The organism is Geomonas silvestris (genome assembly GCF_014193515.1).
Taxonomy (GTDB): Bacteria; Desulfobacterota; Desulfuromonadia; order Geobacterales; family Geobacteraceae; genus Geomonas; species Geomonas silvestris.
Genome location: NZ_BLXX01000009.1, coordinates 97,015 through 109,140 on the forward strand (window position 1 = coordinate 97,015; position 12,126 = coordinate 109,140).

Genomic DNA, 12,126 nt, shown 5'->3' on the forward strand with positions numbered 1-12,126 from the left:
TGCTGGGCCGTTTGGCGTTGAAACTCCTGGTACTGGTCGGCTAGCCTGGCCAGCTCACCGTGCAGGGCACTCGACTCTTCTCGGGCTGGCGCGAGTGGGGGTGCGGCCGCGGCGGCCAGGGGAACCGGTTCCGGGGGCGGTGGAGCCGTAACGGCGACGGGGACGGGGGGCAATGGAGCCGCAACGACAACGGGGTCGGGGACGGGGGGGGGGGGGGGGGCGCAACGGTTACGGTTTCGGCGACGGTTTCGGGAACGGGAACGGAAACGGGAGTAGGAGGGGCAGCCGCAGCAGGGGCGGGAGTCTCGGCGGCCGGCGCAGGGTCGTCGAGGCAGAGCGGAAGCTCCCCCAGCTCGGAGCCCGCAACCGCCGACCCGGCCCGGGCACCCTTTTTGTGGTGCTGCGCCGTCGGGGCGTCGGCCGCGCCGTGGCGCGGCAGGGCCTGCACCTTGCTTCCGGTCGGGCGCAGGATCTTGATGTTGCGCAGCACCACCTCGCGCATGGCCGGGCTGTAGTTCAGGTTGACCCGCTCGGGGCAAAAGCCGAGCCCCTTGGCAAACTCGAGCGCCACCTCGAGGGTCCGGTGGTACTCATTCTCAGGCTCGGGGTCCCCTTTGGTGGTATAAACGTAGATTTTTTTGTCGGCTGCCAAAAGCGCCACGTAGACCTTGACGCCTGCCTGCCTGCGCACCGCGCAGACGTAGGCCTCGTGGGAGATCCGCCCGGAACCCGAGCGCCGCTCCAGGACTACCGGTGCCGCGCTGAAAAGGTCCAGCACGTCGGTCCCGGTTGCTTCGATGCAGCCGATACTGCTGTCCAGGGCCAGCATACCCCCTCCTCGAGGAGCGCGTCCTCTGCCAGAGCCGGTACCCGGTCACAAAAAAACCGGGTTGCCGAAAATAGGTGATATTTCGGCAACCCGGCTGTCTGCGTGAGACCCTGTGGGCTTTCCGCCCCACCCTCGCGGATGGTTTAGTATTGTCGTCTATCGGTTGTAGGCCCATGAGGCTTGCAGGCAAGCCAGTTTAATGGGCGAGAGAAATATAGCAAAACGACGCGAAATGACAAGGGAGAAATTCCTGAGTGGCGAGCCGGCTGGATTGGGAAACCGTTGAACTTGCGAAGGATGCCCAGGGCGTTGCCTGGAGCGGTGCAGCGGGAGGGGTGTGAAATGGCGGGAAAAACGGGCGCCCGGGACCGCTTTGGCCCGGGCGCTCGTTCCTCGCTTACTTGGCGAGTACCACGAACTCGTCGCGGCGGTTCTGGGCCCGGGCCGCATCGTCGTGGCCGGGGGCCGCCGGCTTCTCCTTGCCGTAGCTGATGATCGACATCCGCTCCGCAGGAACCCCGAGCGCCTTCAGGTACTTGAGGGCCGACGCAGCACGGCTCTCACCCAGTGAAAGGTTGTAGTCGTCGGAGCCGAGCTCGTCGCAGTTACCCTCGATGCGGACCTTCAGGTTGTGCTTCTTGAGGACATCGGCGTTCTTGGCGAGGCTTGCGCGGGCCGCCTGAGAGAGGGCGGAGGAGTCGAAGTCGAAGAAGACCTTCTCCAAGAGGTGCTGCACGGCGCTCTGCTCGCCCATCGCATCGGCTCCCTTGGCCGCGGCCGGCTGGGCTTCCTTGATGGCGGTGTCCGAGATGCGTTCCTCGGCCGGTGCTTTGGCTGCCGGAGCCGGAGCTGCCGGTTTTGCGGCGCTGGCCGGCTGGGCCGCCGCAGGGGCAGCCGGGATCATCTGGTCGTGTTTGACAACTTCCTGCTTGGCGCAGCCGGCGCAAAGGGCGGTAGCGGCGAGGCCGACGAGGATGGATCTGGTGAATTTCATGGGTGCTCTCCTTTGAGGTCAGTGATGGTGTTTCGGGCATAGCTCTCCAGCGCCCCGGTGCCGGGAAGGTGGAGTCCGGAGGACGCTCTAGCAGGGCCGGACCGGAGGAGCTCGTGCACTGACCTGGGGAGCTACGGTGCACCTGAACCGGTACACCGTGGAAAGGAACAGGAGGGCGTAGAACAGCGGCGCTGGCAACTCGGTGACGACTTCACAGAGTTCCACTGGCATAACCAGCTTGGCCCAGGTGAACTTACTGGACTCGCTGGAGGTTTCAACGACAGCGCGCGGTGAGGGCTTGGGTGAGCCAGCTTTGTTGCTGACAGTAGGTACCTTGATTCCCAGGAAGATCAGGAACAGGCAAAGCGGTATGACATTCCAGGCTGCGAGCCTTCTCGTGCTGACGATCATTCGGAATCCATGCATGACCGTCAAGATGTACACCAAATCAGAGCGTTCCGCAACGGTTCTGTAAAAAAAAGTGCTGCAGGGTAAAGGGGGCGCATCCTGGGCGATGACCGTGAGAGTGTGGGGGGGCTGGCAGTTGGTCCAGACAGCCGGGGCGCAGGCTCTTCCCGGTGCTGAAATCTCTTTCTTTTTCTCGCGAATTGTCACAGATGCTGTTGACTTATGGTGGGGCCTGCATAGAATCGTATACGGTATCTTTGTCAACCTTAGTCGATACTCATCGACTCGGGGCGCTGCCAGTGGCAGACCGCCTGCGACCTGGATCCTGCGACCGGTTGGCGCCCTATCACTATTCGATGAAGGGGACCGTAATGGCAACTATCGAGGTTGATGAGAAGGGTTTCACCTGCGAGTGCGGCATGCGCAACGAGTACCCGCACTATGTCCAGGAGCACTGGAGCGTGCGCCTGGTATATTCCTGTTCCTGCCACCGCCAGTACGTCCTGTACCGTGGCACGGTCACCATGACCTCCCGCGAAGCCGCCGGCCCTTCCGAAAGCGACGGCTTCGGCGACTAGAGGCTTCCCACGTCCGCCTGATCGTTCGGGTTCCTGCCGGAGCGCCGCCGGGCCACACTGGCACCGCTGCCGGCGCCGCTGCGCTTGGTTGCCGACCCCCGTCTCCCCTCCCGCTCTTCCCTTTTCAGTCGTTGGCCGGCCATTTGCAGTGTCACCAGACGGCGCGCAGGCCTCACCGCGTGCGCCCGGATAACGTCACGGTTTGCGGCCCGCGGCAGGGGTGGCGGCTGCCAAGTAATTGACGTTGCGTCAAAAACGACCGACCGTCTGCCGCAGGCTCCGCCCGCGCAACAGGCCGCACAAAGGAACCACCGATGTCGATTTCTTCCCTGCAGTTACCCGCACTGCCGACCAGTCTCCCGGAGCCCGGGACGGCGAGAAAGCATCACGAGACTGCCGTCTCCTTCGACGCGCTGCTCGGCTCCCTGCACGACAGTACCCCCCACTCTTCCCCCGCCAACCAGCAAGCGGCAGCCGACCTGTTCCGGATCGAGATGATGCAGCGCTCGCTCGCGCTGGCCGGTCCGGTCGAGGCGGAAAGCGCGCCGCCGGCGAGCGGGCTTCCGTCGCTGGCCGGGCTCTTTGCCTCCGCAGCCAGCTGGACCGGCGCCGAGATCCCCCTGCCGGGGCAGTCGCCGCGCCCACCCTTGGCGCTCCCGCCGCAGCAGACCGGAGAGACGGGCGCACCTGCCGCGGCCGCGCCGGCCAGCGCTGGCGCCGGCACCGGGGTAGCGGCCGCCATCGAGAGTACCGCCGAGCGCTTCCTCGGCATCCCCTACCGCTTCGGCGGCGAAGGGGCGACCGGGATCGACTGCTCGAGCTTCGTCCAGCAGGTGTTCCGCGAGCACCGGATCGAGCTTCCCCGCACCGCGCGGGAGCAGATCCACCTCGGAAGCGAGGTGGCCCCCGGCGAGCTTAAGAAAGGGGACCTGGTCTTCTTTCACACCTACGCCTCCTACCCCTCGCACGTCGGCATCTACCTGGGCGAGGGGAAGATGATCCACGCATCTTCCGGCAAAGGGGAGGTGACCGTCTCCGACCTGAACAGCGATTACTACCGCTCGCGCTTCATCGGGGCGAAACGGCTGGTGTAGCGGCACCCGCCGGCACCGCTGTAAAAAAAAGCCCGCGTATCTCTGCGATGCGCGGGCTTTTCTGCGTCTGGTGCGGCTCTAGGATCAGGGGGGATCGACCACGGTGACCGCCGCCCCGGTGAGCGGGGTGCCGTTCAGGTCGAGGGCCTGCAGGTTTGTGACGGCGAAAGCCGAGGCGGACGGCGCGCTCGCCCCAGCCGGAATGCCGGCGGTGAGCGTCGCGAACCCCCCCTTGGCGAGCCCCGACGCGCTCACGAGCGCCACGGTGAGCACCCCCGAGGCGACCCGCCCCTCCATGAGGGCGCCGGAGGGGGCGCTGGCGGATAGTGCCAGCCCCGCGGGGAGCACCGTCTGGTCCTGGCTGTCGAGGGGGAGCTGCACCCCGGCGGGAAGCACCAGGTCGAAGCTGAGCCCGGTGACCTGGCCGGGGCTCACGCTCCCCTGCAGGGAGAGCTGGTAGCTCCTCGAGGTGGGGCCGGCGGCGGGCTGGCTGGCACTAGGGCCGGCGCTGCCGCAGCCGGAGCAGATGGAAAGGATGAACAGGGAAACAACCAGCAGGGTGGTCTTTTTCATGATCGTTCTCCTTGTAAGCCCGGTTACCAGACCGGCATCCCGATTGCCTTTTTGAGGATGAGCAGGGCGTCGGCGATGTCGATCCTGCCGTCCTGGTGCGGCTGCCCGTTACTAAGCGGCCCCACGTCGCCCCGTATCCCCTCCTCGGCCGTGGCCGTTGCCGCACGCACCGCGATCATGAGGGCGCGCATCGCGTCGCTGATGTCGATCCTGCTGTCGCCGTTCAGGTCCCCGATGAGGCCGAACTGTGCCGTGACGCTGCAGTCGGCGCTCACGGCCGCGGTCGTGAAGCGCTCCGCCGCGAACGTTCCGCCGCAGCCGGCGGCGGCGAGGGTCCGGTAGCTGGCGGCCGGGGTGACGTCGAAGCTCGCCGTCTCGTTCAGCCTGACGCTCTGCGGGGCGCCGGGGACGAGGCTTCCGCCGGGGCCGGCCGAGGGGGTCACGCTGAAGACGGGGTCGATGGTGAACAGGGCGGCGACGAAGCTGATCGAGTAGTTGCCGCCGGCGGAAAGGGTCCCCTGGGTGATGCCGTAGCTGCCCGGTGCCTCGCCGCGGGCCCTGCTGAGTGCGCCGCTGAAGACCTGGGCGCTGTCCGCGGGGACCAGCCCGGAGTACTGGTAGGCGAGGATCGGGTCGAGGCTCCCGAACCCCTTGCTCTGGGGGAGAGCGGTCACGCTGAGCGCTGCGGGGGCGATCACCAGCTCCCCGCTCGCGGCGCCGGGAAACGCCGGGTCGAGGATGCTGGCGAGGACAGCATAGCTGCCGGCGTTGCGGGGCGCGCTGCTGCTGCCGTTGTAGGTGATCTGCACCGGTTTGCCGGGAGGTACCGTGCTGGCACTGGCCGCCTTGGGGGTGCCGTCGTAATTCGCGCTGAGGCCGCTCAGGGTGATGCGGGCGCCGCCGGTGACGGTAAGGGAAACGCTCCTGGTGGCGGTGCCGTAGTTGTCCCGGTCGTTGGGGGTGAAGGTGACGCTGAGCTGCTGGTTCGCCCCGGCGGAAAGGAGGCTCCCGGTGCCCGGCGTGTAGCTGAAGCTCCCCGGGACGCTGGCCGAGGCGTTTAACTGCGCCGGTCCCAGCGCGGTGCCGACCGCGATCGGGGCCGGAGCGGGCCAGCTCAGCGCGGGCTGCAGCTTGTCGCGCACCGGGATAAGGTGCTTGATCTCCGGTGGGGTGATGGCGTCGACCCAGCTGGAGAGCACGGTCCCCCCCAGGGAGCGGACCAGCCATTTGTCCCCCAGGTTCGGGTCGGCCCCGGCGGGAAGCCAGTTCAGGTCGACCACGTTCGGGTAGGAGTCGGAACTCCAGTAGTAGGCGTTGTAGGCGTTGGCAAACCCCTGGCTGGTGAGCCAGACGCCGCCGTCGGCCTGGGAGTAGTTGAGCAGGCTGCGCAGTTCCTTGCGGTTGGGGAGGCGCCAGTCCCCGCGACGGGAGCCGTCCTGCACCCCGCAGACCCCGCTTGCCACCGTCTTCACCTCGCTGAGGGCGGCGTCCTGCGAGGCGGTGCTGCCGAAGCAGTCGGCGTTTTTCATCCAGATGAGCCCGGTGAGCCGGTCGGCGACGGTGCCGATCCCCGCGTCGACGAAGCGCGGCACCGGCCAGGCGACCCCGGCGCGCTTGTCGGCGTCCTGGCCCGTGCCGGCGCAGGGGATGACGGCGCCGCTGCCGTCCCAGCAGCTGGTCTCTCCGGTCCGGGCGATGTTGACGCCGCTGCCGCGCACCGGCCAGAGGTAGCTTAAGTTGCTCTTCACGCTGCCGCGCGCCCCGCCGTTGTCGAAGGCGACCCACTCGGCGTTCCCCGGGAAGGCGGCCAGGGTGGTCGAGGTCCAGTAGCCCCACTGCACGTTGAGAAACGGGTTGCCCGGGGGGAGCGGGTGGTAGTACTGGGAGAGGTCGATGAGGCTCTCCAGCTCGTTCACGTTCGGGAGCCGCCACTCCCCGGCGGCCGAGGCGTCGCTCAGGCCGCAGCGCCCGCTGCGCAGCGTGTTGGCGGCGCCCAGTGCCGCGCTCCAGGTGATGCCGGCTGCGGGCTGCAGCTCGACGCAGTTGGCGTCCTTGAGCCAGACGAGGCCGGTCAGGTTGTCGGTCACCGTGCCGTTCAGGTTGTCGGTAAAGCGCGGCGTGGGCCAGGGAGTCCCTGCCTGCAGCTCGCCGTCCTGGCCGGTGCCCGGACAGGGGATGACGCTCCCCGCGGCGTTGTAGCAGAGGTTTTGCCCGGTCTTGGGGAGGTTCATGGCGGAGCCGGGCGCCGCCCCAAGGGCCCACACTACGGCAAGCCCCGCGGCGAGCCCCTCGGCACAGATCGTTTTCCAAGTCATGGTTGAACTCCTCCTGTTCGTTGATAATTAATGCACGTTAATGCTTCCTTCGTGCCAAGAACGGACGGGGGATTTTCCCTGGAGTTTCGTGGGCCTTGGTATTAGGGTGGAGTGCGCGGCGGGGGCGGTTGTGCAACCTCTGGACAGCAGGTGGTCAGGCGGCTCGCTTGGGGTACCGTACGCGCGCTGACGGGAGGGGGCCACCGGTCCCCTTTCCCGCAGATGAGCTGAACCGGTGCGCAGAGCTGTGGTATCATTGGTCGGTCCTTTACGGGAAACACTGCCAAGCTCACTGGCCAGCGGGATTACTGAAGCAGCCACAGGCGGAGGCCCGTCGGGCCGGGATTGAGAAGAAAGCACAAAGGGGAGCAGCGATGACGCGGGAAGCACTGGTTCAATTGCGCGGCGTCTCTAAGAGCTATCGGGAAGGGGAGCGGGAACGCCAGATACTGAAGGAAGCCTCGCTGGAGATCTCCCGGGGGGAGTGGCTCTTTCTCCTGGGTAAGAGCGGCTCGGGGAAATCCACCCTGCTCAACCTGGTAAGCGGCATCGACCTGCCGGAGCACGGCGAGATCATCATCGAGGGGCGGCCGATAAACCGCCTCTCCGAGCGGGAACGCACCCTGTTTCGCCGCGAGAAGATCGGTTTCATCTTCCAGTCCTACAACCTGATTCCCACCTTGACGGTGGCGGAGAACCTCATGCTGCCGCTGGAGCTTCTGGGGGCGCTGAACCGGCAGCGGCGCGCGGAGGCGCTGGAGCTCCTGGCAGGGGTGGGGCTTGCCGACCGGGCGCAGAGCTACCCGGACCGGCTCTCGGGAGGGGAGCAGCAGCGGGTCGCCATCGCGCGGGCCCTGATCCACCGGCCGCTGCTCTTGCTGGCCGACGAGCCGACCGGGAACCTGGATGCCGAGACCGGTCGCGAGGTGCTCGAGCTCTTCGAGCGGCTCCTGCGTCCCACCGCCTGCACGCTCGTCCTGGTGACCCACTCAAGCGAGGTTGCGCGCCTGGCGGACCGGCTCCTGTGCATCAGGGACGGGCAGCTGAGCGAGGCGGCGCTCGCCCCGGGGGCGCTGGTATGATCCTCCTCCGGGCCGGCCTGCGCAACCTGGTGCGCCACCCCTGGCAGGCCGTCCTGACGGTGCTCGGGGTGGCGCTCGGCGTCGCCGTGGTGACCGCGGTGGACCTCGCCAACCAGACCGCGCAACGCGCCTTCAAGATTGCGGCGGAAACCGTGGCGGGGCGGGCGACGCACCATATCGTGGGGGGGCCGACGGGGCTTCCCGAGGAACTCTACCGGACCATTCGCGTCGGGCGCCACTTCCGGAACTGCGCGCCGGTAGTGAGCGCCGATGTGCGGGTCGCCGGGCGCTCGGGGACGACCCTGCAACTGGTCGGGCTCGACCCCTTCGCCGAGCCCCCTTTGCGCAGCTTCAGCTCCCGTTTCGCAAACGGCGACGTCCTGGCCACCCTGATGACCCGGCCGGAAAGCGTCCTTCTCGCCGCCGGCACCGCGCGGCAGCTCGGCCTCAGGGTCGGCGACCGCTTCCGGATCGAGCTCGCCGGGAAGAGCCCCGAGGTGCTCCTGGCGGGCCTTTTGGAGGCGCCGGACCAGGTGACGCGGCTGGGGCTCGAGTCGCTCATGGTGACCGACATCGCCTCGGCGCAGGAGTTGACCGGCCGGCTGGGGCGCCTCTCCCGCATCGACCTGGTGCTCCCGGAGGGGGACGCGGGGAGCCGGATACTGGCCGAACTGCGCCCCCTGCTCCCCCCGGAGGCCACCCTGCTCCCGGCGGGGGCCCGTGCCGGCTCGCTGGAGCAGATGACCCGCGCCTTCCGCCTCAACCTCACCGCGCTGAGCCTCTTGGCCCTGGTGGTCGGCATGTTCCTCATCTACAACACCATGGTTTTCTCGGTGATCAGGCGGCGCCGGCTGATCGGCCTGTTGCGCGCGGTCGGGGTGACCCGGCGCGAGGTGCTCTGGCAGCTTTTAAGCGAGGCGCTCGTGGTGGGGCTTGCCGGGACCCTGGCGGGGCTCGCCCTGGGGAGCCTGATGGGGCAGGAACTCACCCGGCTGGTGACCCGGACCATCAACGACCTCTACTTCGTGGTGGAGGTGCGCAGCGTCCCGCTCATGCCGCAGACCCTGGTGAAGGGTGGGCTTTTGGGTGTCCTGGCGACGCTCGCCGCGGCGCTCCCCCCGGCGCTCGAGGCGACCGGCGCTCCGCCGCGTGCCGTTTTGGGGCGCTCCTTCCTGGAGGCGCGCAGCCGCAGGCTGATGCCCTACGCGGTGGTCACGGCGGGGGTGGTGCTCTTGGCCGGGTTCCTAGTGTTGCGGGTGGAGGCGTGGGGGATCGCCGGGAGCTTCGCCGGGCTCTTCGCCCTCATCGTGGGGTACGCCCTCTTGGTGCCGGCGGGTGTGGTCCTCTTGGCGCGCGCGCTGCGCCCGGTCTTGGGCGGGCTCTTCGGGACGATCGGCCGCATGGCGGCGCGCGGGGTCCTCATCTCGCTCTCCCGGACCGGGGTGGCTGCCGCGGCGCTGGTGGTGGCGGTCTCGGCCACCATCGGGGTCGGCATCATGGTGGGGAGTTTCCGGCTCACCGTTACGAGCTGGCTGGAGAGCTGGCTCAGGGCCGACCTCTACCTGACCAGCGCCGTCGAGGCCGACGCCCGGCGCCGCCCGCCGCTCCCACCTGCCCTGGTGGAGCGCCTAAGCCGTCTCCCCGGGGCGCTCACCAGCGTGACCCGGCGCGTCACCCTCCCGACCGCTGCCGGGCCGGTGGAGGTCTTCGCGGCCCAGGTCCCCGAGAGCACCTTTTTAAGCTACCGGTTCAAGGAGGGGAGCCCCCGGGAGGCCTGGGAGAGCTTCAGCCGGGGGGACGCGCTCCTCGTCTCCGAGCCTTACTCCTACCGGCACAAGCTGCACCGCGGGGGGCGGGTCACGCTCCCCACCCGGCTGGGGCCGCGCAGTTTCCCGGTTGCCGGCGTCTTCTACGACTACGGCTCCGACCAGGGGATCGTGATGATGAGCCGCGCGGGCTACCTGCGCTTCTGGGAGGATCCCGGCGTCGACGGCATGGGGTTCTACGCGGGCCCGGGGGTGACGCGCGACCGGCTGGCGCAGGAGATCCGCGCCCGGGTGGGGAACGAGCGGGTGCGCCTGGTGTCGAACGCCGAGCTGCGCCAGAACACCGTGGCCATCTTCGACCGGACCTTCGCCATCACCGGCGTGCTGCGCATCCTCACCATGATCGTCGCCTTCGTGGGGATCCTGTCGGCGCTCATGGCGATGCAGGTGGAGCGGGCCCGCGAACTCGCCGTTTTGCGCGCCTTGGGGCTCACCCCGGGGCAGGTCTGGGGCGTCGTCACCGGGGAGACCCTCCTGATCGGCCTGGCGGCGGGGCTCTTGTCGCTCCCCCTGGGGGTCCTGCAGGCCCTGGTGCTCATCTTCGTGGTGAACCTGCGCTCCTTCGGCTGGACCATGGAACCCTACCTCGACCCGAAGCTTTTGATCCAGGCCGTGCTCCTGTCGCTCGCCGCGGCGTTTCTGGCCGGGATCTACCCGTCGCTTAAGATCGCGCGGTTGAGCCCGGCGCTCGCGCTCAAGGAGGAGGAGTGACATGCGGCGGCTTATGACGATACTGCTCGTTGCCGCGCTGGCAGCCGGGGCGCTCTGGACCCTGGGGCGGCGCCGGGAGCCCGCTGTCGAACCGGGGGGGATGAGCGTGAGCCAGGCGCTTGGGGGTGTGCCGCAGACGGGGTTCGCGCGCGCCGTAGCGCCCCGCGCGTTCCGGTTCCCCGCCGATCACGGACCGCACCCGGAGTACAAGACCGAGTGGTGGTACTTCACGGGGAATCTGGCCGACAGTGCCGGGCGGCGTTTCGGCTACCAGCTCACCTTCTTCCGGATGGCGCTGGCGCCGGGGGAGCCTCCGCGATCTTCGCGCTGGGCGACCAACCAGGCCTACATGGCGCACTTCGCGCTCACCGACGTGAACGGCAGGCGCTTCTCTTCCGCGGAGCGCTTCAGCCGCGCGGCGCTCGGGTTGGCCGGGGCCGGCGGGGTGCCGCTTGAGGTCTTCCTGGAGGACTGGTCGGCGCGCGAGACCAAGGGGGCGCCCTGGAGCGTGCGGCTGCGCGCGGCGCAGGGGAGCGGGGCACTCGACCTCGAACTGGTCAGCGCGCAGCCGGTGGTGTTGAACGGGGAGCGGGGCTTAAGCCGCAAGGGGCCCGAGCCGGGCAACGCCTCGTACTACTATTCGATCCCGCGCCTGGCCACCCGGGGGACCCTGAGCGTAGGGGGGGAGCGCTTCCAGGTGACCGGGACCAGCTGGCTGGACCGGGAGTGGAGCACCAGCGCGCTCTCCGGCGACCAGGCGGGGTGGGACTGGTTCGCCCTGCAGCTAAAGGACGGACGCGACCTCATGTACTACCAGCTGCGCAAGAAGGACGGCTCCGCCGACCCCTTCAGCGCGGGGACGCTGGTGGCCGCGGACGGGAGCGCCAAACCGCTTACCCGGGACCAGGTGCGGCTCGTGCCGACCGGTTGGTGGAAAAGCCCGCACGACGGGGCGCGTTACCCGGCCGGCTGGCGTCTGAGCGTGCCGGGAGAGGGGATCGCCCTCGAGGTGGTGCCGCGGCTGTCGGACCAGGAGCTCTTGACCAGCTTTCGTTATTGGGAAGGTGCGGTGGCAGTGAAAGGGGAAGGGGGCGCGGAGCTGGGCAGCGGGTACCTGGAGATGACCGGCTACCAGCCCGGCGGCGCCGGTGTCGGCCGCTGAAGCCGGTCCGGCCGGCGCCCCCGAGGCGGGGAGCGGCGGGCCGGACGGGAGAGGTATGCGCCTCAGGTGGAAACCTGTTTCCAGGCCTGCAGCACGTTGGTGAGTTCGATAGAGGTGGTGACGAAGCGGCCGCGCAGGTCGCCGACCAGGGAGAGTGCCTCCTCCTGCTCCCCGCTAAGCGCGAGGGAGAGGATCCTCCCGGCTTCCTGGTGGAAACAGACGTGCAGCTCCTGGACCTTGTTCCAGAACTCCGGCGGACGCTCGCCGGCCGGGATGCTGTGCAGCCACTTGCCGAACTCGCACTCCCGGTCCCGCGCCACCACCTGCGGCTGGTATTCGCTCTGGCCGCTCTCGATCGCCTCCCTGAGCCTCACCTTCCACACGCCGTGTGCCGCCATCGCCTTGTTGATTTCCCTGGCATCCATCGAGATCCCTCCTGGTAGTCACGCACTCAATTCGCAAAGCTGCAGCCTCTGCCTGTGAGGCCTGAAGCTGCAGGGATCATTTCGGATTTCCGCACGCCTTACTTTAGAATTAATTGAAGAGCACCTTGC

At 68.3% G+C, this 12,126-nt stretch carries 10 protein-coding genes and 1 riboswitch; of the genes, 5 read left to right on the forward strand and 5 right to left on the reverse strand.

Annotated features, from left to right (window positions below; translation table 11 throughout):
- Positions 1–40: 40 nt before the first annotated feature.
- Both GMST_RS14435 and GMST_RS14440 read right to left on the reverse strand, forming a co-directional pair.
- Complete coding sequence (locus GMST_RS14435) at positions 41–829, reverse strand: hypothetical protein (RefSeq protein ID WP_183355392.1); 789 nt, start codon at positions 827–829, stop codon at positions 41–43.
- Positions 830–910: 81 nt separating this feature from the next.
- A riboswitch (cyclic di-GMP riboswitch) is annotated at positions 911–987 on the reverse strand.
- A 239-nt stretch (positions 988–1,226) separates the two neighbouring features.
- Positions 1,227–1,823, reverse strand: coding sequence for an OmpA family protein (locus tag GMST_RS14440; protein WP_183355393.1), 597 nt, complete (start codon positions 1,821–1,823; stop codon positions 1,227–1,229).
- 779 nt (positions 1,824–2,602) lie between these two features.
- On the opposite strand from GMST_RS14440, the gene GMST_RS14445 reads away from it, so the two are divergent.
- Together GMST_RS14445 and GMST_RS14450 are read left to right on the forward strand one after the other, a co-directional pair.
- Positions 2,603–2,809 (forward strand): hypothetical protein, encoded by a 207-nt coding sequence (locus GMST_RS14445; protein ID WP_183355394.1) that lies wholly within the window; start codon positions 2,603–2,605, stop codon positions 2,807–2,809.
- Positions 2,810–3,123: 314 nt separating this feature from the next.
- On the forward strand, positions 3,124–3,903 hold the full coding sequence (locus GMST_RS14450) for a C40 family peptidase (RefSeq protein WP_183355395.1): 780 nt from the start codon (positions 3,124–3,126) through the stop codon (positions 3,901–3,903).
- A gap of 84 nt (positions 3,904–3,987) precedes the next feature.
- Here the strand turns inward: GMST_RS14450 and GMST_RS14455 are convergent, their stop codons facing one another.
- Positions 3,988–4,476: a hypothetical protein gene (locus GMST_RS14455; RefSeq protein WP_183355396.1), complete on the reverse strand. Its 489-nt coding sequence runs from the start codon at positions 4,474–4,476 to the stop codon at positions 3,988–3,990.
- A 23-nt stretch (positions 4,477–4,499) separates the two neighbouring features.
- A complete protein-coding gene (locus tag GMST_RS14460) occupies positions 4,500–6,791 on the reverse strand; it encodes an Lcl domain-containing protein (protein WP_183355397.1) in 2,292 nt (763 codons plus the stop codon).
- A 374-nt stretch (positions 6,792–7,165) separates the two neighbouring features.
- On the opposite strand from GMST_RS14460, the gene GMST_RS14465 reads away from it, so the two are divergent.
- From GMST_RS14465 to GMST_RS14475, 3 genes are read left to right on the forward strand one after another with little or no spacing between them, the layout of a single operon-like run.
- The gene (locus tag GMST_RS14465; RefSeq protein WP_183355398.1) at positions 7,166–7,873 is read left to right on the forward strand and encodes an ABC transporter ATP-binding protein; all 708 of its coding nucleotides are present in this window, start codon (positions 7,166–7,168) and stop codon (positions 7,871–7,873) included.
- A complete protein-coding gene (locus GMST_RS14470) occupies positions 7,870–10,410 on the forward strand; it encodes an ABC transporter permease (RefSeq protein ID WP_183355399.1) in 2,541 nt (846 codons plus the stop codon). Before GMST_RS14465 ends, GMST_RS14470 begins: the two co-directional genes overlap by 4 nt.
- A gap of 1 nt (position 10,411) precedes the next feature.
- Positions 10,412–11,572, forward strand: a complete 1,161-nt coding sequence (locus tag GMST_RS14475) for a lipocalin-like domain-containing protein (protein WP_183355400.1) — start codon at positions 10,412–10,414, stop codon at positions 11,570–11,572.
- A gap of 62 nt (positions 11,573–11,634) precedes the next feature.
- Here the strand turns inward: GMST_RS14475 and GMST_RS14480 are convergent, their stop codons facing one another.
- A complete protein-coding gene (locus GMST_RS14480) occupies positions 11,635–11,997 on the reverse strand; it encodes a CZB domain-containing protein (protein ID WP_183355401.1) in 363 nt (120 codons plus the stop codon).
- Between the last annotated feature and the right edge of the window lie 129 nt (positions 11,998–12,126).

Excerpts from the sequence above, each read along its gene's own strand:
- GMST_RS14480 (WP_183355401.1), bottom strand. The coding sequence starts at position 11,997 with ATGGATGCCAGGGAAATCAACAAGGCGATGGCGGCACACGGCGTGTGG.
- GMST_RS14450 (WP_183355395.1), top strand. The coding sequence starts at position 3,124 with ATGTCGATTTCTTCCCTGCAGTTACCCGCACTGCCGACCAGTCTCCCG.
- GMST_RS14460 (WP_183355397.1), bottom strand. The coding sequence starts at position 6,791 with ATGACTTGGAAAACGATCTGTGCCGAGGGGCTCGCCGCGGGGCTTGCC.
- GMST_RS14470 (WP_183355399.1), top strand. The coding sequence starts at position 7,870 with ATGATCCTCCTCCGGGCCGGCCTGCGCAACCTGGTGCGCCACCCCTGG.
- GMST_RS14475 (WP_183355400.1), top strand. The coding sequence starts at position 10,412 with ATGCGGCGGCTTATGACGATACTGCTCGTTGCCGCGCTGGCAGCCGGG.
- GMST_RS14455 (WP_183355396.1), bottom strand. The coding sequence starts at position 4,476 with ATGAAAAAGACCACCCTGCTGGTTGTTTCCCTGTTCATCCTTTCCATC.
- GMST_RS14465 (WP_183355398.1), top strand. The coding sequence starts at position 7,166 with ATGACGCGGGAAGCACTGGTTCAATTGCGCGGCGTCTCTAAGAGCTAT.
- GMST_RS14445 (WP_183355394.1), top strand. The coding sequence starts at position 2,603 with ATGGCAACTATCGAGGTTGATGAGAAGGGTTTCACCTGCGAGTGCGGC.
- GMST_RS14435 (WP_183355392.1), bottom strand. The coding sequence starts at position 829 with ATGCTGGCCCTGGACAGCAGTATCGGCTGCATCGAAGCAACCGGGACC.
- GMST_RS14440 (WP_183355393.1), bottom strand. The coding sequence starts at position 1,823 with ATGAAATTCACCAGATCCATCCTCGTCGGCCTCGCCGCTACCGCCCTT.